Here is a 24,051-nt window from a genome sequence, read left to right on the forward strand (position 1 = left end):
CATTGGTCAAACGACTATCCGTTCATTAAACTGGATACTTAAAAAGGAGTTGCAAGTATGGACCTATTTTCCAATCAAAGAGTCAAAGGGTTTTTGAAAACGAAAGGTAGAATCCTGATGAACGGAGACAACGAGGAAATCCTGCTTCGGGGCTGGGGTGCGGGCAGTTGGAACAATCCGGAAGGCTTCATGATCGGAGGCCCGCCGATCAACTTTGCAGCTGCGAAGTCAGGCCATTATATTGCGGCGCCGATGGACAGAGGCCGTACGATGAATCAAACCATCATTGAAATGTGCGGCCCTGAATATGCCGAGAAATTTTGGCCTAGATGGTTCCGCAACCATTTGGGTGAAAGGGATATTCAGGCCATGGCCGAGTACGGATATAACTCCGTTCGACTGCCTGTCAGCGCACGGACGTTCCTGTACGAAGAGCCAGGTTTCCGTTTTAACGAAGATTCATTTCAAATGCTGGATGAAATTCTCGGCTATTGCGAAAAGCATAAAATCTACGCGGTTTTGGACATGCACGGCGCACCTGGCGGGCAATCGGGCTTGTCTTGCGACGACGGGATCGACAACATTCCACATATGTTTCTGGACGAGGAAAACTGGGAACGTACGCTCATTCTTTGGGAGGAATTTGCGAGACGATATAAGGATCGCTGGATTGTAGCCGCTTATGAGTTGCTAAACGAGCCGATCTCGGTGCCGCGCTGGGATCATCTGATTCCGGAGTTGTTAAGATTTTACGAGGAATGTATTGCGCGGATCCGGAAAATCGATAAGCAGCACGCGATTGTGCTAGGTGGGAACCGGTTTAATTGGGCGGTAGATTTATTCAATAAAAACTTTGATCCGGAGTGTTCGAACTGGTTCATTGCTTTCCATCGGTATGGCGGCTCTCCTGAACCGAAAACAATCCACCAATACGTCAGCAAGAGCATCGAGCTGAACGTACCGATGTGGATGGGAGAAGGGGGAGGCAGTCCCGAGTGGATTTCCACTTTCTCGGAACTGGCGGCGGAATACCATATCGGAACCAACCTGTGGGCATGGAAAGCGGCCATGGGCGACTTCCCTAGTCCCTGCACCTATAAGTTGCCTAAGGATTGGCAGTTGGTGCGCGATTATTACACCGGAGGAACGAAGCCCGGGTACGAGAAAAGCCGCCAAATCTGGGACGAGGTGTTGGAAAATATTAAGTTCGAGAACTGCATTTTAGATGATTCCGTACATCGCTTTTATAACCGCAAGCCCTCGTCTACGCTTCCCGCGGTTTCTTATAACGCGCTCCCAGGTCGCGGCAAGTCCTTTTATGGCCAATATCATTATTCCAATTTGTTGGATTTCCGTCTCGCAGATGAGATGAAGATCATATATGATCCAGATCAACAAGCGCCGGACAAGAGCCCTCAAGCCGTCGTCTTCGGCGATAAGCACGTGATGGATCCCGCCGGGCAGGATTGGCATAATTTGAGTCTCGAGCTTAGGCAAGGGGAGTTTGTCACTTACACTATTCGGAACGTAAACGAGAGTTGCCAGCTCATATTGGAATATTTCGCGGCGGGAGCAGCTAGTCTCTTTGCGGAGGCGGACGGAAAAATAGTCGGCACGTTGACGGTAACGACAGAAACTGGGAAGCATACAGTGGAAATTGGGCAGATTCCTGCTTCTGAAGCAGCCTCAATTAAACTAGCTGTGACCGACGGAACGATCGTACTCAAAAGGCTTGTATTTGAGAATCGCTAATTCACGGTGAAAAGACTACTCTTAAGAGTAGTCTTTTCAGAATGATAACAAAAGGGGCTTAGAATGACAATATTCTGAGTCCCTTTTGCATTGAAATTGAATCGTTATTTTTAGAAATACGAATTGGATTTACCGTTCTGAATCACTTGTTCGACTATATTTTCATTTTAAAGTTCTAAAATCTTGGACCGATGCTCGTGCCGCAGCCATGGTGAGATCATTCTATATTTAGGCGTATTTCCCTTATATATTTGTCATTTCTTCCTGTATTTTAACCTATCTGCTTATTATACAATTAGTTATATGATCTGAAAGGGGCTAACCTCAATATGGAAAAACAGATGAATAGACAAGTGGCAACTTGGATTTGGTATCCCGGTGAATTTGAAATTCGATTACATGAGAAGATGTCAGTCGCCAGACGGGCTCGAGGTGTCATGTATCCGGCTTATTGGAGGTTGGATCGGCATTATTCCAATATTAAATTTCGTTATTCGTATGAATTGGAACAAGATGAGCAAATCCAGATCATAGCAGATGGAACTTTTTCTTTCTACCTTGACGGTATGGATAACTATCGCTCATCTGACTCACTCATCACGTTGCCGGCTGGTCGGCATGAGATAAGCATAAGCGTTTTCAACGATGTCGAAGTGCCGGCATTGTTTATCGACGGTCCAACGGTACGGACCGATTCGTCATGGGAGGTCACCTCATATCAAAATGACTGGAAGCAAGCAGGATCCTGGTCGTTCGACTCGACAGTAAATCCTCCTTCGCGTTTCAGATTACCTACTACTCCTCATGAGCCGGTAAAAATAACGCTGCGAGACGGTTACCCAATGGTGGATTTTGGCCGTGAAACGTTCGGTTACTTGCGATTCCACAACATAAAAGGCAATGGAGCTGTACGAGTATACTACGGAGAGTCGATAGCTGAGGCACTTTCTACTGAAGATTGTGTCAATTTAGATCGATTCGAGGCTCTTGAAGCGATTGAGCAAAGAATAAATGGAATCTTTACGTTGAATGAAGCAAAAGCCTTCCGTTATGTATGGATACAGGGTGATCCTGATGTAAGTTGGGAGAGCGTAAGTATGTTATACGAGTATGTGCCGGTAGAATACCGTAGCTCGTTCGAGTGTTCAGATCCCAAGCTGAATGAAATTTACGACATATCATTGTATACGCTACAGTTAAACACTAGAGAATTTTTTCTGGATGGGATCAAGAGAGACCGCTGGGTATGGGGTGGAGATGCGTATCAAGCATTCCTGATGAATTATTACAGTTTTTTCGACCTAGACGTGACACGCAGAACGTTGGTTGCTTTGCGGGGTAAAGACCCGATCACCATGCACATAAACACAATTTTGGACTACACATTGTATTGGTTTATCTCACTTTACGACTACCATCTTTATACGGGCGATTTTGAGTTTATCCGGCAGTATTACGATCGTGCCGTTAGTCTAATGGATTTCTGTTTGAAACAGCTAAACGAAGAGGGCTTGGTGGAAGGTAGAAAGCAGGATTGGGTATTCGTAGATTGGGCGGACTTCAATAACGAGGGTGCCGTCAGTACGGAACAGATTCTGCTCGCGCGCAGTCTGGAGGCAATGTCTAGATTTGCCGCTTTGATGGGTGACGATTCCGCATCTGGCAGTTATGGATCTTTGGCTGAAGAGATAAAATCTACGACGCTTCGTCTCTTTTGGGATGAGGGTAAAGGTGGATTGCTTCATCACCGAGTTGAAGGCGAGACTAAACCGACGCTGACCAAGCATGCAAGTATGTTCGCGATGACCTATGGTTACTTATCGCCGGAACAACGTGATTCGGTTGTCCGCAATGTCATGTTGAATCCTGATGTGCCTAAGATTAGGACGCCATATATGCGGTTTCATGAGTTAGCGGTTCTATGCGAAAGTGGGGAACATGATTACGTTCGCAAGGAGCTGCTTTCATACTGGGGAGGAATGATCGACCTTGGCGCAACGACGTTTTGGGAGGAGTACGATCCTTCTTTAGCGGATGATGATCACTACGGTATGTATGGAATGAAATTCGGAAAGAGCTTATGCCATGCTTGGGGTGCCGGACCAATCTATTTACTCGGTAAATACTTTCTTGGTGTCACACCAACATCACCAGGATATGAATCGTACCGGATCGCTCCTAACCTCGGCGGTCTCGAATATATGAAGGGGAAGGTACCGACAGGAACGGGACAAGTATCGGTGGAGATGGACTTAAACACAATTTGCGTCGAAAGTACGACTGGTACGGGAATTCTTGCGTTCTTCAGTTCCGAATGCCCTAAGTGTAACGAAGGAGAGCCTCGAGAAATCGTTAACGGTTCTTATGAATTAACCATCGAGGCCGGAAAAAAATATCATATCTCTTATCAACCAACTAAATAAGTTATCGGTTCAAATTCTCCAAAAAAAGTGCCATTAATCTTGAGAGATGGACAGAGATTTTGTTCGATTCTTGTAGTAAATTGAGCTGTGATTCCAGCAGAACGGGATGCAATATACGCCTGCAATTGGAAACAAGGAAATGTTGAAGGCGAAGTATAAGCAACAGACTGACTCAAAGTGCGAATTCCATTATATAAAGAACCAAACGATAATTCTGGGCTGTTGATAGAGTTAACGGATAATGTATAGGAATCAGATGAATATGTTAGCGAAATCGATGATTGGATAGGAGATTGAACTGTCGAGGAAAGTTAGTTGGAAAGTGGCAGCTGTAGTAAAGAAATTTGTAATTATTACCAATCTGTCGCGTTGAGACTGATATAAACATGATTTGTGACAGGATGAATTATAACTCACACCTGTCCACGAACCTAAATAACTGTCCCTAAACCACCAAAGAGTGGATGCTGATTGCCGATTTGCTCAGGCCATGTCTCCAAATAGCCTTCTAATCATGATTCCCATAAGAGGAGAGAGCCAGCGATACTGCTCTCTCCTTTACTTTGAATAGATGCTTGGCCATCCCGCTATCATTTTAAATTACTTCCATATATCCTTACGGAGCTGCTTCAGTGAATGTCGCATCGGCATTAAACGCGGAGCCTGAGCCGGACTGAGCATACATCAGATAATTGTAGTGGCGGAGATATTTGGTCGAATCCGTCCACATTTGGTAGGAAGATTTTTGAGGATCTGCCAATCCTGCGGTACGACGGAAGGTTGCATCATTTTTGAAAGCTGTCGTGCTATCGTTCTGATCCAGCCATACCTCTCCATTGGAGCGGACACGCAGGAAGCGGCCAGGGAAATTGATGGACTCGAACGAGACTCCGTTCAAATCGGTCAATCCGGAAACGATCTTGAACTGTGAGTCTTGAGCTAGCGTAATATTGGCATCTATCTGTAGGCGATAGTTGCTATGTCGAATATAACGGTCCGGATAGTTGTACGATTGCAAGCGAGCGCTGACTGCCAATGGCTCTAGTCTCCACTGCTGGTTGCTGGCAAGAAGGTATCGCCATTGCTGTATGAGTGCTCCATCTGCGGTGGAGACATCTACGACGTCAGCTGGTTTGTTCGAATGTACAGGGGTGATACGGTGATAACCGCCACCTGTAGGGATAAATGCGAATTTTTGATTGTCCCCGCCATTATAGCTCCACAATTGAAATTTTGCTCCATGATCCAGAGACCCACTTGCTACATCCAGAGCTAGTCCATTCTGCACATTTTTGATGCTGTATTGCCCCCCGCCAAGATGGGTTACATTCCACTGCTGATTAGCCCCTCCAAGATATGATGATTTTTGTACTTTTGCACCATTTGATGTACCGACTGCATCCATTGCCTTGCCATCTAAGCGCACAATGAAACGATAAGTGCCGTCTGGAATATTTCCGCCAGGAAGAGTTGCAGTTCCTCCGCTGCCAGCGGGACGAGTATAAAGAAGTGTTCCGAATCCGAGCTGGTCGAAGGTCGAAGGATATTGAGTGTTGGGACCGCCTTCAGGTCTCATCAGGCTGGCGCGTGCTGCAATGTTTGGTACAGACAGGCCCTTCCGGTTTGCATAGTGGTTATAAATCATTTCCCAGACTGGACGTAATTCATTACGGCTGGCGTCGGAAACTACGGTTTGTGTTTGAACCGCGCCGTTAGTGCCAGATCCCCACTCGTACGTAGCAAACGGTACGTTGTTATCTCCATTGTTATATTTGGCAACGTATTCAGCAGCGCGCATGAAGCGATTGTTTGCCCATCCATACAAGTCATCGCCTTGATTCCAAGCCATTTCATTTATCGAGGCCATCAATCCAATGCCTAGTTGTGTGTGCGCCTGATCACGTCCAGACTCCTGCCACTGAGCAAGCCCATTTGGGTGCAGAAATGGAATCGCATTATAGATGGAGCCATTTCCGGAGCCATTTTTAAAATATTCAATACCGATATTGTAGATATCTCGGCGGTCGCAAAAAATCCCAATCGCAACTGTCGCAGCCATATTGCTCAGATCCCAGTTCGCCCAGTAATTTTGGATGTATGCGTCATTGTGGTCCCCGCCATATTCATTACCGATAAGGAAGCGCTCGTTAAGAGGCTTGTAGAATACATTCAACAACATGGTTTGCATCTGGGTCACATTAAACCCGGGATAGCCGCGCATAATCTCGGCCGCGTTAGCCATTTGATACCCATAAAGTCCTGAAGCCAAATAGCGGTCGGCATTACCGGTAATGGTCGTAAGTGTAGACGACCATGCGTTCAGAATGTCGCGGGCGGTATCACCATTAGCTGTGTTGCCGCCGATCTTCCATAGCAAGGCATTCTGGTAAGCACGGGCAATATCGTTGAACAACAAAGCCACATTGTCTCCAGTGCCGCCACGAGAGATCGTAGCAGTTGCACGCGGGTTCCAACCGGATTGTGAAAGCGGACTGTTAACCAATTGAGTCCAACCGTTCAAATACGGTTGCGTTCCCGTGTCTACCATTAGTTTCATGCGGTCGAAATCTGTCTGTGTATGCAAGAGGCCAGGATGCGCAAAGGTGGTTGCTGCTGCTGCTGCTGAATTATCATCCATAACAAACCCAATCATACTCACCCAAAGGCTTAAAATAATTGAATATGCAATAGCTTTCTTCATTATTTAATCGTCTCCTTAATTTTTGATAGGAAAACTGTTTGTTCACCTCCGTATTATGGTTTAATATCTCTAGCTCTCAATTCGGATACACCACCTCCCTTTTTTCTAATGCACAAACTCACTTTATAGACATTCAGCTTGGTTAGAAGGAGCAACTGTAGAAAACGGAAGTTAGAGGACTCGAGAACATAAATGAAAACGTTTTCATTTGTATTTTAAATGATTTTTAGTTTGAAATAAATTGCTAAACCTTTAAGGCGAGTGTAAATATTTTAGATTTTTATGGGGTTTGAGCTTCTAATCAGGAATCGGGTTGATAGAGAGTGCCTCCAAGAGGCACTCTCTTTTATTTAAAGTAACGCTCAATTAAAAAATCAACTTTTGTAACCAATTATTCCATTGAGTTTAAGGTTCGAAATTTCTATGCTAAATATAAATAACCTTGCTCTTCATACAAGAGGGATGGAAACGGATAGGAGGTGGTGTTAACGAAGTGAAAATACCAATATAGAAAGGGAAGATCATTAGAGAATATGGTTTCAGTATTGTTGTAAGCGATTTCAATTAAAGTTGAGAAGGGTAGGAAGATGAGCCAATGAAGCGAAGTTTAATATGTCTCTTAGTCCTTACATTAGCACTCGGAAGTATGGTCAATATTTTTGGTGAAAGTACAATCGCGAATGCAGCCACTTTAGTAAATCCAATACTTACTTCAGCTGCTTCGAAGTTATCTATCCCTAACTCCGAGAATATCCGAGGCAATATTACATTACCCGCCCAGATCGATGTAGATGGCAACAAGGTGAATATGACATGGGAGTCTTCAAACAAGGAGATTATTACAGACAAAGCAACAGGCAGTAAAGGAGAAATTCCCTCTGGAGTCGTCAAACGGCAATCTGAAGACCAGCAGATTAGCTTAACCGCAACACTCGAATATAACGGTGAGACGGTACAGAAGGTTTTAGGTTTAACTGTAAAGAAAGCGGCACAGCTTGATGAGTTAAAAGGCTATATTTATACTTATTTCCGTTCAAACCTGTATGGAACAGGCGAGAGCCAGCAGATCCACCTTGCGTCAAGCAAAGACGCTTTGTTCTGGGATGATCTGAATAAGAACGAACCGATACTTACATCTACATTAGGGACGAAAGGCGCTCGAGATTCTTTTCTCATCCGTTCCCCAGAGAATGATAGATTTTATCTTATTGCAACGGATTTAGATGCTAACGGGGGACAATGGGGCGATTACAGCAGCAAGGGAAGCAAATCGATGATGATCTGGGAATCAGATGACTTAGTTAATTGGTCGGATGAGCGGATGATCGAGATCGCCCCGGCAGAGGCCGGGAATATGTGGGCGCCAGAGGCGATTTATGATTCTTCAACCGGAGAGTATATCATATACTTTGCATCCAATGTAGCAGGAGTGGGACATCAAATTTTTTATGTGAAAACACGTGATTTTTACAATTTTACGAGCGCTGCCGTTTATAAAGCCAAAACAAGCGATTCTACTTATATTGATACGGCGATGACCGAGTACAACGGAAAATATTATCGATTCACGAAAAAAGAAAAAGATAATACTGTATTTTTGGAAAAAAGTGATTCTGCGCTTGGTAATTTCCAATTAGTGAAAGAGACTGTCGGAGGGCAAGGCGGTGTTGAAGGGCCAGCAATCTTCAAGCTCAACGGGCAAGAAAAATGGCAATTGTTATTAGACGGATATACGGGCAGCAATTCAGGTGTTGGCTTCTTCCCGTTAATTGCGAATAGCGAAGCTGATTTAGCTGCGGGTAACTTTACAAGACTAGCAGGTACGGAATATAGAATGCCAACTGGTGCGAAGCACGGTGGTATTCTGCCTGTTACTCAGAAAGAATACGACGCTGTTATGGCGAAATGGGGAAAAGATGTCGTTCAGCCAGTAACGCCAGATACAAGCGATGTCATCGTACCCGACCTGCAATATAAGTTTGACGAAATCCTCCAAGGAACAACTGTAGTCAATACAGGGGCTTCAGGTGCAGCTAATAACGGAGCTCTTTATAATGGTGCAGCTTATAAGACGGATGCTGATAAAGGGAATGTGCTCAGCCTTGGCGGTGGAAATGCGAATACGAACAGCCCGTATCTCGCTTTCCCAGAAGGCTATTTCGATGGTAAAGACAATGTATCGATTATTATGGATGTCCATTCTCAAATGGACAGTCAATTTTTCTTCACATTAGCAATCGGGCAAGACAACTTCAAATACTTATTCCTCCGCACAAGGGCTAGTGAACTATATTCGGCGTTAACCTTCCAATCGAATGGGAAAGAACAAAAAATTACGGCGCCTCTAAGCACTTCCATGAAAAATGTTTGGACGAATGTCGCGATTGTATTACAGCGCAATGAAGATGGCAAGCACAGTACGATGAAGCTCTATAAAGATGGTGTGCTTATTAATCAAGTGACCGATCTAGTTGCCAACCTGTCTACACTCGGAAGTAATCTTAAAGCTTATTTAGGCAAATCGTTCTACGCAGACCCTTACTTTAAGGGCTCTTATGACAATGTTCGTGTCTATAACAGGGCGCTGACAGATACGCAGATTAGTCAGGTATATAATCAGCCAGTAACGGTTCCTGGTGATGCAGAAAAGGTGGACCGTGCAATAGCTGAATTGAAAATTCAGAATGCGAATGACGTTCGTGGCAATCTAACCTTGCCAACCAGCAGCCCAGAAGGTGCGAGCATTGCTTGGAGTACGAACAGACCAGATGTGGTTAGTGTCAATCCAGTCGTTAATCAGAATTACGACGATATGCCTGGAGGGATTGTAACGAGGCAGGCTGCGGATACACAGGTGACCTTAAAGGCAACCGTTACTTATGGGACAGCAAGTCAGACAAAGGATATTCCGATTATAGTTAAAGCCAAACCAGAGGAATTGGTTTACAAAGCGTATTTATTCGACCACTTTGTTGGTGAAGGCAACAATGGAGAGCAGGTTTATTTTGCAAGCAGCCTAGATGGTTTGCACTGGAAAGATTTGAATGATGGCTCACCTGTACTGACGTCTAATATAGGAGAACAAGGTGTTCGTGATATGTACCTGCTGCGTACCCCGGAGGGTGATAGGTTCTACCTCTTGGCAACCGATTTGAGTATTTATCATAGAGGCGGATGGAGCGGGACACAAACAAACGGAAGCAAGTCGCTCATCATTTGGGAATCAACGGATTTGGTCAACTGGACTGAACCAAGAAGCGTGGAGGTAGCACCATCTAATGCAGGGATGGCGTGGGCGCCAGAGGCAATCTACGACGAGATGACCGGCGAATATATCGTATTCTGGGCTTCTAATGTAGAACCGGCAGGAAAAGCCTCGGAGCCTAAAATCTTTTATGCTAAAACAAGAGATTTTTATACGTTTACGCCAGCTGTAGAATGGATCGATCGGGACAATCAAAGCATCATTGATACGACGGTGATTAAAGCAAACAACAAGTATTATCGGGCTTCGGCTGATGGTCAGATTACGTTCGAGGAGAGCGATCAGCTTCTGGGTACATGGAAGAAGACTCGAACTCTCCAAGAAGTGGGGTTAACCGGCAGTAATGTTGAGGGGCCGGAAATCTTTAAATTCAATGATAGAGAGGAATGGGCAATCCTTGTCGATCAGTATGCGACTGGTAAAGGTTATCTGCCGATCGTAACTTCCGATCTATCAACGGGAGCATTTAGAAAATTGGATGCTTCAGAATATTCGTTAGACTCGGCGAAGAAGCGTCATGGTTCAATTCTCAGCATCACACAAAAAGAATACGACGCAATTATGGCTAAATATTATAAGGTTGTGCAAGCACCAGATGAAGAGGAACAAAAAAATCCGGTTCTGGAATACAACTTCGATGAAACTAGCACGAATGGTAAGATCCAAGATGCATCGGGCAACCAACGCGATGGCACATTGTTCGGAAATGCGACGTATGTGACGGATGCTGACAAGAACTCCAAAGTACTCTACTTAGACGGTACGACTAATACGTATGCTGCGTTCCCAACAGGCTTCTTTGATGGCAGAAGCACGGTATCGATCTCTATGGATATGAAAGCGGAAACGGTTTCTGGTAATTTCTTCACCTTTACGCTAGGACAAAATGACTCCAGATACATGTTCCTTCGCACGAGAGACACCGAAATTCGCAATGCGATTACGAAAGGCAGTTATTCTACTGAGCAAGAAGCGAAAGCGACAACGCAATCTATTAAGAGCAAGTGGATGAATATCAAGCTGATCCTTACACCTACAAGTATGAAAATTTATAAGGACGGCGTATTGATCGCAGAGAATAACAATGTAGGCATAGCGATTTCAGAGCTAGGCAGCAATTTATTAGCTTACTTAGGCAAATCGTTTTATGCAGGAGACGCTTATTTCAAAGGTTATTTCGATAATGTTAAGGTGTATAACCGCGCACTCTCCGCGTCTGAAATTGCAGGAGAGGATGAGCCGGAGGCTCATTCAAATACAGCAATCCTCAAAGGAGCTTCAAATGTGAATAGTGGTCAAACCTATGAAGTGACGTATGGATTGACTAATTTGTTGACAACGATGTACGCCAATGACTTGACCATTCACTTTAATCCAGCAGAACTGCAGTTCAATACTGTGGAGGCTTTGCGCGAGGGCATATCGGTAGTGGCATCTACTAAATCCGTTTCTGAGGGAAAAGTACGTATTCTGCTATCCAGCCAAGGGGAATCGAATGCGGTCAAGGGAACGGCGGATTTGTTGAAGCTGAAGTTCACAGCTGTAATAAGCGACAAGTCTATAACGAGCAAAGTATATCTGAGCGATGTAATTGTCGCAGATAGTCAAGGTATCGAAACTACGTTGAGCAGCGGAAATACTTTACAAGTGCAAATCAATCATACGGTTGTTGATAAAGCAGCACTTGCCCAGATGGTTTCTGACGCGCAGTCCCTATACAACACGTCTACGGAAGGCTATCAAGTTGGTCAATATCCAATAGGCACCAGAACAACTCTTAACGGAGCTATTGCTGCTGCTCAAGCGGTTGTCGAAAAAGACGATGCAACGCAGCAGGATATAACGGTTGCTATCGATCAATTAAGCGCTGCGATACAAGCATTCCGTAATAAGATTAACACTTCGATTATTGGAGACCTCAACGGTGATTCCCGCTACAGTATCGGAGATTTGGGTATGGCTGGACTTGGGTATGGCTTAACATCCGCATCTGCGAATTGGGATGCTTACAAGAAAATCGATATGAACAATGACGGCAAGATCGATATTATCGATCTGGCAACGATCGCGAGATTGATTTTAGGATAATGGATTACAAAAGTATAATCAGGAGGAAAGAACATGAAATATCAACGAAAGCTAGGAATATGGGCGCTAACTGTGGTCATGCTATCGAGTAATTTATTAGCTGGACAGACTTTATTTGCAGCAAATGTGAATTCAAATACTTTGGCACTATTGGATGCCTCTAAGGTACTTTCACTTAAGTTTGAGGACAATGTGCAGGACAGTTCAGCGAAAGGCAATAATGGAACGATCAGCGGTGTTAATTATTCCTATGTGCCTGACGTTGACGGGGGAAAAGCGTTAAAGCTCAGCGGCAGCACATTTGTTGATCTTGGAAAAAGCGGAACACTTCAGCCAGCTGATTTAACCGTGTCCTTCTGGATCAAACCTAATGAAACGATGACGGGCGAGCAAATGCTGATGTGGAATAAGACTTCTTATTATAGTGATGGATGGTATCTCACTTCTGAAAGCGATAGTAAGCCGCTTGCTATTTCACTCGGCTCCTCGGAAGCGAATAGACAGCCTTACAAAGTCAATATTACGGGTTCGAGAAATAACTTTTTTCCGATAGATGCTTGGACTCATGTAGCTATTACTTATAATAATCTGACAAAAGCGGTCAAAATTTATCGGAATGGTATTTTACAAACAATAACTATAGAAAATCCAACTGGCGTTAGCGGAGCTGATGGAGTTATTAAATCGGACGATACGACATCCAAATCACTTGGCTACAATGGCCCACAATATAATGGGGCTTATGCTAAGTACTCGTTAGACGATTATTTCGTATACAGTACAGCTGCCAGCTACGAGGCTATAGTCGCTTTGTACGAAGATAAGTCAGGAACGTCATTTGATTATGAACTAGTTGCTAGGTCGGATGCTGAGGCCATCGTTTTACCCGAGAAAGCAAGCAGTGATATCGCTCTTCCGTTAATCGGGAAATCTGAATCCACTATTTCATGGGTATCCAGCAATGTAGACGTGATCGATTTACTCGGTGGCGTTCAAAGACCCGCAGCTGGTGAAAGTGATGCTTCTGTTATCTTAACTGCTAACGTTTCTTTCGGAAGTAAGAGCGTTACAAGAGATTTTATAGTCATCGTACCAGCAATGAAGTCCTCTTCAGATTCCTTGGAAGCTGTACCGATGGCTGATGTTACGCTAACAGACAGCTACTATGCTAATGCCTTTAAAAAAGAGGTTGATTACTTATTATCGCTGGAGGCGGATAGATTGCTAAGTGCCTTTCGAACCACTAGCGGTCTCAATCCAAAAGCAGCAGTTTATGATGGCTGGGAAAACACGGAAATTCGTGGTCATACGTTAGGGCATTACCTTTCGGCTATTTCAACGGCTTATGTAAATGCGACCGGTGCTGATAAAGCTCGACTTAAAGAACGGATGGATTACATCATTGATGAATTAGCAGCTTGCCAGGATGCGAATGGCAACGGCTATATATCTGCATTTCCTACTTCATTCCTAGATAAAGTGGAGAATGGTCAAGCTGTTTGGGTTCCATGGTATACCATTCATAAAATTTTGGCTGGTTTGGTTAGTGCAGCTGAGTTTGGTGACAACCCAAAGGCTTTACAAATTGCTGAGAAGTTTGGGGAGTATATTTATAACCGTACAGCTACTTGGAATGAAGCGATGAAATCCAGAGTACTTAGTGTTGAATATGGCGGTATGAATGATAGTCTGTATGATCTTTACAGCTTGACGGATAATAATCATTTCTTGAAAGCAGCGGAGAAATTCGATGAGATCAGCTTGTTTAACTCTCTATATAACAATGTTGATATTCTAAATGGCAAGCATGCGAATACGACGATTCCTAAGGTCATTGGCGCCTTGAAACGTTATACCGTCCTCGATGAATCGGAAATTGAAGAGTACTATCTGCAAGTAGCAGAAAATTTCTGGGAAATGGTTGTGAAGCATCATTCCTATGTGACAGGCGGAAATAGCGAGAATGAGCATTTTGGTCATAGTGATGTTTTGGAAGCGGAGCTTACGAATGTTAATGATGAAACTTGCAATGTTTACAACATGCTGAAGCTGACAAGAGAGCTTTATAAAATTACAAAGGACAAAAAATACGCGGACTTCTATGAGAATGCATTTACGAATTCGATCATATCCTCGCAAAATCCGGAAACGGGTATGACCATGTACTTCCAACCGATGGATACAGGCTATTTTAAAGTATTCAGCAGCGCGTTTTTCCATTTCTGGTGCTGTACAGGAACGGGGATGGAGAACTTTGCTAAGCTGAACGATAGTATTTATTTTACAAGCAAAGATAGCGTATATGTGAATCAGTATTTATCTTCAATCGTAAAGCTGTCCGATAAAAATTTGGTAATTACACAGCAGTCGCAGCTTCCGAATACCGGAATTGGTGATGCAGCAACCGGAATCGTCGCTTTCACCATTAATACGACAGGGCCAACAAATACAACTCTTCGGTTCAGAATCCCTGATTGGGCGAAAACGACTCCTCGTGTGAAGCTTAACGGAGCTGTTTCCCAAGATTATGCGATTGAAGGAGGATACCTTGTATTCACGAAAAACTGGACAGACGGCACTACCATTACATTGGATTTTCCTATGGAAGTAATAGGCTTTGACCTTCCGGATGCGAAAAACACGGTAGCCTTTAAATATGGCCCAATTGTTCTGAGTGCTGGCTTAGGTACAAAAGATATGCAGACCCAAACCCATGGCGTTAATGTTTTGAAGCCGAACAAAGATACTTCAGCAAAAAATTTCATTACCATTCTAGGACATGATATTGAATTATGGAAAGAGAATGTGGCTCAAAATCTAGTGAAAACGGATGGTAAGCTGGAATTTACGTTGAAGGGCACAGATGCTGATGATGGCATTCTAACTTTTTCACCGCATTTTGCAAGATATGAAGATCGGTATGGTATTTATTTCGATTTAATTACTGCCGATTCTCTTAGCTATCAACAATCTTTGCTTGCTGAGAAGGAAGCAGGCCGAGCTGAAGCTGCTAGTGTCAGCTTTGTCATCGTAGCTAATGATCAATACGAGCTTGCCGCAAACCGGCAGACGAATCAATCTACTGTTGGCATATACAATGGCAAATCGTACAGGGATGCGCTGGCTAACGGTTCGTTTAGCTATGATATGGAAGTAACTCCGGGTGTTGCGAACTATTTGTTCAGTACGTACTATAGCGGCGATGCAGGCAGGAAGTTTGATATTTTTATTGATGATACTAAGCTTGTGTCTGAAAGCATTGAGAATCGTATTCCGGGTAATTTCTATAATCAGACGCGGAAAATCACGCAACAATTGGTAGAAAGCAGCAGAACGAAGACGGTACAAGAGTCGGATAAGTACGGTAATCCCGTACAAAGAACAGTTCATTATGTTACTGTCAAATTTGCAAGCAGCGGAGGTCTCGTAGGCGGCCTATTCGATATCTTCCGGGTAATAACCGACTATAAGACAAATCCGAGTTTGAAATCATTGACCTTCACAGAAGGCAATTTATCACAGGAATTTGATCCTGAAGTTACTGAGTATACGTTAACTGTTCCGACCGCAACGGAATCGATTACGATGAATGCTCAGCCAATGGACGAATTTGGCTTGGTATATTATGGTGAAATATTAATTAATGATAAGGTAACTCGCAATATATCGTTGACGGGCGATTCGACTGAAATTGTGTTGACGGCTAAAGCCGAAGATCATACGACCTCCAAGCAATACGCAATTCATATTGTAAAGAGTGATGAGGCGGCATCGAATCCGCTCACCATTTCAGGAGCAGCAAGCGTCGTATCCAATCAAATCTTTGATGTGATGGTCAGTTTGAATATGGAAACCGCTGATGTTTTTGCGAAAGATTTGACCTTCAGCTATGACCCAAGTAAAGTGGAGTTTGTTTCAGCAGAAGCACTTAAGCCGGATTTCATCATTGTAGATCAATCGGAAACGTTAGGGAAAGTACGTTTGTTGACGGTAGATCTTCATCCTGAGAAAAATACGGAATCCCCGTTTAGCGTGCTAAAGCTTCAATTTAAGGCAAAGGAAATTAGTGAAGCACAATCAAGCAGCATTACGATGTCAGATATTGTTTTTGCTAATGGCAGCGGAATGGAAAGTGCAATATCAAATCCAAATCCGTACCTATTTGAAATCATCGCAGGTATAACGAAGGATGCCTTGAATGACGCAGTCGGGGCTGCCCAGAGCCTCTATGATGCTGCGGTAGAGGGAACTCATACCGGCCAATATCCAGCAGGATCAAAAGCATCGCTTTTTGCAGCTATTCAGGATGCGAAAGAGGTATTAAACGATAGTACTGCTAGCCAAGCACAAATTAATCAAGCTGCTGAGCGAATAAGTACTGCGGTTCAACTGTTTAGATCACTTGTTAATACTCAAGTGCTGGGAGATTTAAATGGAGACAATGTGGTTCGAGTCGGGGATCTAGCAATCTTAGCTTCGCATTATGGGATGACCTCATCAGATCCCGAGTGGAATAAATTCAACTCAGCAGACTTTAATAAGGATGGTAAGATAGATATCGAAGATATAGCTGCTATTGCTCGTTTGATTTTAGGTGAATAATTAAAAATAAAAACAATCAATATTTTTCAGCACAGCCTTGGCATGGAAATGCCGGGGTTGTGTTTTTTTTGAGCTTAAGCACATAGGTTGGGCGTTATTTAATATTCCTGTTTCATAACAGCGGTCATAATATGTTTACCAAGATGAAATGGGTTTCATACATAAGATACATCTGTTATCATACTTATTAATGACAATAACGAGGATGATACTTAATGAAAACAATCACCATTTATGATATTGCAAGGGAAGCGGATGTTTCTGTATCGACAGTATCGCGTGTACTTAATGGAACAGCGCCAGTCAAAGTGAGTACGCGAGAGAGAATAATGCAAGTTATTGAGAAACATCAATTTCAGCCAAATGCGTTAGCTAGAAGCCTGACAAAAAAAGAAACTGGAACGATAGCGATGATTTTGCCTGATATTACAAACCCTTTTTTCCCTGAAGTATTCTGGGGTGCTGAGAATAAAGCAAGAGAAAAGGGCTATACTTTTTTCTTGTGCAATACGGCAGGCGATTATAGCCGTGAATCGGAATATCTGAGTATTTTAAGAGAAAAGCGAGTCGAAGGCATCATTTTTTTAGGCGGGCGCATTAATTTAACAAATTGTCCAGCGGAGCTGCAAAAGGAAGTAGTTGAAGTAGATAATCATATACCAATCGTACTTGTAAACGGCAACCTGCCTAAAAGTGGTTTGCATCGAATATACACTGACGAAGCGGAAGGCGCGGCGATTGCTACGCAGCATTTAATTGATCTTGGACATCGGGATATCGCATTCATTGGTGGATTGGAATTTATGAGTACGACAAGCCAAAAGGTAAAAGCAGTAAGAAAAAAACTAACGGAGTATCAATTATCATTGCGCAAGGAATGGCTGCTTTATGGAGAGTTCTCTGTTCGGGCGGGCCGCGATTTGATGAGTAAACTGCTGGAGGGAGAGCAAAGGCCGAGTGCGGTCCTTTGCGTGAATGATTTTACAGCAATTGGAGCCATAAAGGCTGCATTGGAGCATGGCTTGCGCATTCCACAGGATATTTCTATTGTCGGCTTTGATGATTCTCCTTTATCTACAGCTGTCATTCCTGAGCTGACGACAGTGACCCAGAATACGAATGATTTAGGGAGCCTTGCAGTAGAGACCATCCATCAAATCGTAAATGGCAATAAAACAAAACGGAATATGGTTTTGCAGCCTGAGCTTGTGATCCGTCAAAGCACCGGCCCGTTTCGAAAGCGATAAGAAACTTTATGAAAGCACTGAAATCCGTTTTAATAGGTTTGGTTGGCATGCTAATTATTTTTGCAGCGTTCAAAGCGAGTAAAAGTATAATTGATGATCAAAATTTGAAATATGTGCAAGTAAATCCGTTAGTCGTGGAGAAAAAACAGGATGATTCGTTATATCCGGAGGATATCGATCGTATGATTTCGCATAGTATTACGGGGACAAAAGCGACAACACTGCCTGTTAAATCAGATCAAAACTATGTTGTACATGAGAATAAGCTGTATGTTACAAGCAACCAAGGTAAGACCTGGGCACAGGCTCCAGATGATGATTATCTAGGGTACGCCCGTATATCTGAGTATGTGGATACGATTCAGCAAAGCAATATTTATCGATCCAATGAAAAAATAACGATTGTATACGGTGGGCGCGGCTCGGAAAATATTAGCATAATGACCTCAGATAGCAAGGGTGAGCATTGGAGTATAGGCAGTATATCGAAGACAGCTACTCATGATTTGCAGAAGGGGTACGACGAGCTGCACATTGATTTCGTGGATGATGATCGAACGGGTTATCTAGCTGCCATTCGTAACGAAGGATCAGTTCAAGCTAAGATTTTGGTTTTTCGCAGCATAAATACAGGAGTGACTTGGGACGAGGTAGATAGCAGAGACCCGTTTTATGGTGAAATCCTGTCACAGTTCGGATTGTAGGAGATGATTGTATGATTAAAAATAAACCCATTAAAATAACACTATTTGCAGTGGCGGTCTTACTCATCATTTTTCAAGCATTGGTCATCGGTGTCGCAGCTCCAAAGGAATATCAGCTCATTTACGATTGGATTTTCTATGGGATCAATTTTGTAATCATTGCTTTCTTATTTTTCTTGCTGCACAGTAAAAATCAATTTATGAAATGGATGCAATGGGGGTTTGGCCTTGCACTGCTCGTTGCCAATACTACATTTTTTTATCATATGGGTGATGTGAATATGGTGGTATCTAAGTCTGAGGACGGGCAGCATGAAGTGATCCTTAAGGAATATAAGAAAATGAAGGATGAGACGGTAAGATTAAAGCGCAGAGGATTTATCTTTGGTAAACAAACTGCTGCTTTAACGGGAAGCTCTACATATAAGACGATCGAAGAGAATTCTTTTAAAATAAATTGGATTAGTGGCGACACTGCTATTGTGACTTATCAAGCTAGTGAGAAGGGTGCTTTGCAGCAGCGGATCTTCAGCTTTCGTAGCTCTGATTACGTAAGTTATCAGCAGGTAGCAGTAAGCCTGACGGGAAAGTGGCTCGAGCAGGAGAACTCTCAGAACTACTTGATGTATGATGCAGGTGAAATGGTCTTTGCCAAGGACGGCGAGCTTTACTATTACAAAGCTCATGATACAGAGCAGCAAGGTATTTTCTCGCTTGTGATCAAATCAGATGAGAAAAAACCTTCTTTTACGGTGGTACTGAACTCGGATTGTATATTTGGTGATGATGGGCTGATTATGGATGGAGGAACGATTACGATAGCGCAGGTAAGCTTTGATGATATAGAGAATAAGGTTTATTTTAAAGAATAACTTTACTTTGATAGGGATAAAGGGGTTCTATCATAGCTGTTACTCGATCATTCGGCTAAAGCTGCGCTGCCGTAATACGCCATAGCTGCTACTAACGATAACGAGGTAATCTACGTTGTACTTATTACAATAGGAACCTCACATATGAGCTGATTCGAACGGCTACACTGCATAAATACAACAGAAAAGGCTTCAATCGAACGACTTTTTCCTCGAATATCGGATTCCATTGCAATAAGTGCAGTGTAGGTTTGAAGAAACGCTAGAAGCATCAAATCTACTGTATACAGTGCAGTGTAGTTCCGCTCACCGACGAAAAGGTATGATGACATATGATTTAAAGAATCTTCATCTATATGAATAAGATTGCAATAGAATGAACGTTTGCTTTCTGCTAAGGTAGCCATTATACATGGTTTATTTAGAAGGAGGCAGGCGTAATGATCGACCAAATAACGGATTTAGTTACTTATCCAGTTCCTTGCGGCATCTTGGAAAATCAGACTTATAAAGTCAGAGTTCGCAAGGAGTATGGGGAGTGGCAGCAGCAGTTTGTTTATTCCGTACCAGTGGATATGCATAATGTTCGTGAAACGTCGATGGTTGCTTTCGATTTTCACGGTACGGTGGAGATCGAGGTAATGATGCTGGGAGGCAATTTAGAGCAAGTCGAAATTCGGCCGAGCAGCTTGGAGATAGATTTCAGGCATGAAGGCAACAAGGTCTGCTTCAAGCTGGATCGTCCAGCGAAGCTGTCCCTTGAGGCAAACGGTGACCGGTTCAGCAATCTTCATCTGTTCGCCAATGAGTTGGAGAAGGATGTCCCCGATTTACACGGACAAGAAACAGTGAATCTGCAGCCGGGCAATCATAGATCGGTTGACCTGCTTGAGAGATTGCAAGCCTTAAAGGAAGGGAGAGAAGAGCGGACAGGAAAGGCGTTTGAGGTGCTTTATTTTGGAGCTGGCTTGCACGTATTGGATGATCCACAGCTCTATGTCGCTTCCGGAACGATCGTATATTTGGCGGCTGGAGCAGTCGTTGCAGGCTCTATCGTGTGCAGCCATGTGGAGGATGTGATCATTCGAGGACGCGGGCTGCTGTATATGAGAGAGTTTGAAAAAATGACGTATTATCGCGGTGTGGAAATCGAGTTTTCTCGCAACATCACAGTTGAGGGGATTACACTGGTCGATCCGCCACATTACAGTATTTTTCTCGGCAAGTCGGAGCATGTAACTATCCGAAATTTCAAGTCGTTCAGCTCTCGGGGCTGGTGCGATGGCATCGATATGATGTCCTGTTCCGATATTTCAATCGAGGATGTATTTCTTCGCACCTCGGACGATTGTATCGCGATTTACGGTAGACGCTGGGCATACGAAGGAGATACAACAAATATAACCGTCAAAAATTCCGTGCTGTGGGCGGATGTTGCGCACCCGATTATGATTGGGGCCCACGGGGATTATGAGCGAAACGGAGATATGATTAGAAATATCGTATTTGAAAATATTGACATTTTGGAGCATCATGAGCCGCAGGATGGGTATTGGGGCTGTATGACGATTAACGCTGGCGACAAAAATACAGTCAGCGACGTCCTCTTTCGAAATATTCGTGTAGAGCAATTTGAGCTAGGCCGCTTAATTGATATCCGAGTGTTCCATAACCCGAAGTATAACCCGGCTCCCGGAAACCGGGTCGAAAATATTCGTTTTGAAAACGTCAGCTTTAATGGCCTATGTGACAATCCGTCCATCATCGAGGGCTTTGATGAGAAACGGATCGTTGACGGCATTCAATTCGTTAATTTGCGGATTAACGGTGAGCAAGCGCATGATGCAGACACTGCCAATTTGATTATTGTTAAACACGCGGAACGTATTCATTTCAGTTGATTCTAATCTACATAATGGTAGGTCGGCCTTGCGATTTAGAGGTCGGCTTATTTTTTGCACGTGGAGTGGATTTCTGCCGTTATAATGGCACTCATTTAACAATAACTTAAAGTTTCTAACATAATTACACTGGTAAAATATCTTGTTAGCGATTACAATTTTTATAGAAATCGCAAGAGTTAAAGTATTGGGGGGCTAAGTAATGAAAACGAAAAATAAATATAAAAATAGTTTCTTTACTCGCTTAATCTTGTCATACACGGTTATGGCTGTCGTATTAATTGGACTGGCTGGCGGTTATTTGTACTCGCGCGCGAGCGGGCTTATGGTTAACGAAATAGCTAGAGATAGCCAAAGTCGGCTGCAAACGGCGAAGGATTTTGTAGAGAAGACCGTGCTGCGTAAATATGAGAATCATATTCAAAATATAATGTTATCAACTGGCTTTACTCAAAATAACGCTAATTTGAACTTTTTATTGGATAATTCCTGGGAAAATAATTTAAGTCGAATTGCTTTGCTTGGAAAAGGAATCGGATTTTTAGGCTTAGATAATGAAGGCGCTTACAATACGACCGTATATTTTAAAAAAGGATATTATGTCGTCGATAGCGCATCATTTTATATGGATCCAGACAACTCCAAGGATGCCCGATTTATTAAGCAGCTAAAGCCGGAAAATCATAAACAATGGCTCTACCGCGTACTTCCGGACGGGCAAAAGGCGCTGACTTATGTCGTGAAGCTGCCGTACAATCAGCCAAGCCTCGAGCCCAAGGGCTATATTTTCGTAGACGTGACGCTTGATGTTCTGACTGCAACGGTATCCCAGATTATGAGCTCTCCTTCTGAGAAGCTTTATGTATTTGATGAAACGGGGTCGATGCTTGCGGCTACAGGAGACAGCACGGCCAAGGAGATCGAGCTCGTAAACGGAATGATGAATGCGGATACGAGAGTAAAAGAAGTGTCGGCTGAAGGACAAGGGAAGGCAGTGTTGTCCTATCTGCCCTCAGAAGAGAACGATATGGGCTGGAGCTATGCGATTATGCGCCCTATGAAGGCCTTCACGTTATCCACGCAAGAATTCAAGTCCAGCATATTCATCGGCTGCAGTCTGGTTCTATTATTTGGATTGATTATCGCTTATTTGCTGTCCAAGCAGTTTTACATGCCGATGAAGAAGCTTACTCAATTGGTCAGAGCCTCCTATCAGCCGAGTCTTGGCCTTGTGCAAGGAAACGAATACACATTTATTGGGAATGCCTTAAGTGTTATGGGGCAAAGAATCGTATCCTTGGAGAGCAGCGCCAAAACGAACGAGATGAAAAATTTGGTGCTAGGGGCAAATCTTAATTTGGAGCATACGAGGAGCCTGCCGCATGAATCCAGCTTTGTAGTGGCGCATATTCATTTGCTGGAAGGAGAAATGTTAACCTTTAAAGAGCTTTATGAGGCATCTACATTGAATTTCCCTGTTGAAATCGTCTGCTTAAATGACGAGGAGGCTGCGGTCATTTTCTTTGTGAATTCAGGAGAGGAGCACGAGGCTGAGCGACTGTTGGCTGATCATCTGAGCAGCTTTAAGGAAACGTCTGTTGATGAATTGTGTTTCGGAGCTGCGATAGGGTCGCTCGTTGGCAGCAGCGACGAAATTCCGATTTCCTATCAATATGCGCTGCAAGCCTATCGCTACCGCTTCATTTATGGCTCGCAAGCCGTTATTTTGCATAGGGATATAACGGAGCTGAATGCTGCTCCGCAGCTGCTTGCATTCGATCAATATACGAACGCTTTGAAAGCAGGGGATCTAAACAAGGTAAACCGATTCCTTGACGAGTTTGCAGCAGCAATGCAATCTGGAAGCCAGCAGCTTGAATCGATAGAGCTAAGTCTGCTCCAGCTTGTGTCCTCCCTCTACCAAGCGGTCATCGATATGCAGCTCCAGAAGCTGGTACCGCCATCTCGGCTATTCGATGAGCTGAAGAAGGAGAGCCTTTCGGAAACCGTCATGGCCATTCGCAAGCATTCCGAGCAAATGGTAACGCATGTTCAGGAATCAAGCAGCCACGCGCATACAGAAATTATTATGAGTCTGAAGAAATATATTGATGAGCATTTGCATGAGGATTTATCGTTGAACGTATTATCCGAGCTGGCATCCTTGGCCCCAGCCTACATATCCACTTTATTCGGGGAGGTCATGAAGGAATCGTTCACAGAATACGTGACAAGATGCAGGCTCGATAAAGCGGCGGATATGCTGCGGTCCGATGTTCGCTTATCTGTAGCTGAAATTTCTACACTGGTCGGTTATCGGAATCCACAGTATTTCCACAACAAATTCAAGACGCGTTTCGGCATTACGCCGGTGCAATATCGAAATGCGGTAAAGAAGCCGATTGTAGCTTCCTAATCAGAATAAATAGGTTAGCTAAACAATCCTCAGGAGAAATTCTTGAGGGTTGTTTTTTTATTCTTGAAAGAAATTATATA

The 24,051-nt window shown here is 43.5% G+C and carries 10 protein-coding genes; 9 read left to right on the plus strand and 1 reads right to left on the minus strand.

Annotation, left to right across the window (positions count from 1 at the left end; all coding sequences use genetic code 11):
- The first annotated feature begins 57 nt into the window (after positions 1 to 57).
- Both MHI37_RS06615 and MHI37_RS06620 read left to right on the plus strand, forming a co-directional pair.
- The gene (locus tag MHI37_RS06615; RefSeq protein WP_076334527.1) at positions 58 to 1,752 is read left to right on the plus strand and encodes a cellulase family glycosylhydrolase; all 1,695 of its coding nucleotides are present in this window, start codon (positions 58 to 60) and stop codon (positions 1,750 to 1,752) included.
- Between the two features lie 329 nt (positions 1,753 to 2,081).
- Positions 2,082 to 4,175: a family 78 glycoside hydrolase catalytic domain gene (locus MHI37_RS06620; RefSeq protein WP_076334526.1), complete on the plus strand. Its 2,094-nt coding sequence runs from the start codon at positions 2,082 to 2,084 to the stop codon at positions 4,173 to 4,175.
- Positions 4,176 to 4,791: 616 nt separating this feature from the next.
- On the opposite strand, the gene MHI37_RS06625 is transcribed toward MHI37_RS06620, so the two are convergent.
- A complete protein-coding gene (locus MHI37_RS06625) occupies positions 4,792 to 6,876 on the minus strand; it encodes an RICIN domain-containing protein (RefSeq protein ID WP_256709389.1) in 2,085 nt (694 codons plus the stop codon).
- A gap of 595 nt (positions 6,877 to 7,471) precedes the next feature.
- Here MHI37_RS06625 and MHI37_RS06630 point away from each other — a divergent pair.
- The 7 genes from MHI37_RS06630 to MHI37_RS06660 all read left to right on the plus strand — a co-directional run bounded on the left by MHI37_RS06630 (position 7,472) and on the right by MHI37_RS06660 (position 23,971).
- On the plus strand, positions 7,472 to 12,229 hold the full coding sequence (locus MHI37_RS06630; protein ID WP_076334524.1) for a LamG-like jellyroll fold domain-containing protein: 4,758 nt from the start codon (positions 7,472 to 7,474) through the stop codon (positions 12,227 to 12,229).
- 33 nt (positions 12,230 to 12,262) lie between these two features.
- The gene (locus MHI37_RS06635; protein ID WP_076334523.1) at positions 12,263 to 16,831 is read left to right on the plus strand and encodes a beta-L-arabinofuranosidase domain-containing protein; all 4,569 of its coding nucleotides are present in this window, start codon (positions 12,263 to 12,265) and stop codon (positions 16,829 to 16,831) included.
- A 215-nt stretch (positions 16,832 to 17,046) separates the two neighbouring features.
- The gene (locus tag MHI37_RS06640) at positions 17,047 to 18,078 is read left to right on the plus strand and encodes a LacI family DNA-binding transcriptional regulator (protein WP_076334522.1); all 1,032 of its coding nucleotides are present in this window, start codon (positions 17,047 to 17,049) and stop codon (positions 18,076 to 18,078) included.
- A gap of 8 nt (positions 18,079 to 18,086) precedes the next feature.
- A complete protein-coding gene (locus MHI37_RS06645) occupies positions 18,087 to 18,782 on the plus strand; it encodes a hypothetical protein (protein ID WP_076334521.1) in 696 nt (231 codons plus the stop codon).
- A gap of 11 nt (positions 18,783 to 18,793) precedes the next feature.
- Positions 18,794 to 19,654, plus strand: a complete 861-nt coding sequence (locus tag MHI37_RS06650) for a hypothetical protein (RefSeq protein ID WP_076334520.1) — start codon at positions 18,794 to 18,796, stop codon at positions 19,652 to 19,654.
- Between the two features lie 440 nt (positions 19,655 to 20,094).
- Complete coding sequence (locus MHI37_RS06655) at positions 20,095 to 21,555, plus strand: glycosyl hydrolase family 28 protein (RefSeq protein WP_076334519.1); 1,461 nt, start codon at positions 20,095 to 20,097, stop codon at positions 21,553 to 21,555.
- Between the two features lie 202 nt (positions 21,556 to 21,757).
- A complete protein-coding gene (locus MHI37_RS06660; RefSeq protein ID WP_076334518.1) occupies positions 21,758 to 23,971 on the plus strand; it encodes a helix-turn-helix domain-containing protein in 2,214 nt (737 codons plus the stop codon).
- Positions 23,972 to 24,051: the final 80 nt, after the last annotated feature.

The sequence above is a fragment of the Paenibacillus sp. FSL H8-0548 genome (assembly GCF_038630985.1).
Lineage (GTDB): Bacteria > Bacillota > Bacilli > Paenibacillales > Paenibacillaceae > Pristimantibacillus.

Bases quoted from the DNA above. Each gene is read 5' to 3' on its own strand.
- MHI37_RS06640 (WP_076334522.1), top strand. From the start codon at position 17,047: ATGAAAACAATCACCATTTATGATATTGCAAGGGAAGCGGATGTTTCT.
- MHI37_RS06620 (WP_076334526.1), top strand. From the start codon at position 2,082: ATGGAAAAACAGATGAATAGACAAGTGGCAACTTGGATTTGGTATCCC.
- MHI37_RS06645 (WP_076334521.1), top strand. From the start codon at position 18,087: ATGAAAGCACTGAAATCCGTTTTAATAGGTTTGGTTGGCATGCTAATT.
- MHI37_RS06655 (WP_076334519.1), top strand. From the start codon at position 20,095: ATGATCGACCAAATAACGGATTTAGTTACTTATCCAGTTCCTTGCGGC.
- MHI37_RS06635 (WP_076334523.1), top strand. From the start codon at position 12,263: ATGAAATATCAACGAAAGCTAGGAATATGGGCGCTAACTGTGGTCATG.
- MHI37_RS06630 (WP_076334524.1), top strand. From the start codon at position 7,472: ATGAAGCGAAGTTTAATATGTCTCTTAGTCCTTACATTAGCACTCGGA.
- MHI37_RS06625 (WP_256709389.1), bottom strand. From the start codon at position 6,876: ATGAAGAAAGCTATTGCATATTCAATTATTTTAAGCCTTTGGGTGAGT.
- MHI37_RS06660 (WP_076334518.1), top strand. From the start codon at position 21,758: ATGAAAACGAAAAATAAATATAAAAATAGTTTCTTTACTCGCTTAATC.
- MHI37_RS06650 (WP_076334520.1), top strand. From the start codon at position 18,794: ATGATTAAAAATAAACCCATTAAAATAACACTATTTGCAGTGGCGGTC.
- MHI37_RS06615 (WP_076334527.1), top strand. From the start codon at position 58: ATGGACCTATTTTCCAATCAAAGAGTCAAAGGGTTTTTGAAAACGAAA.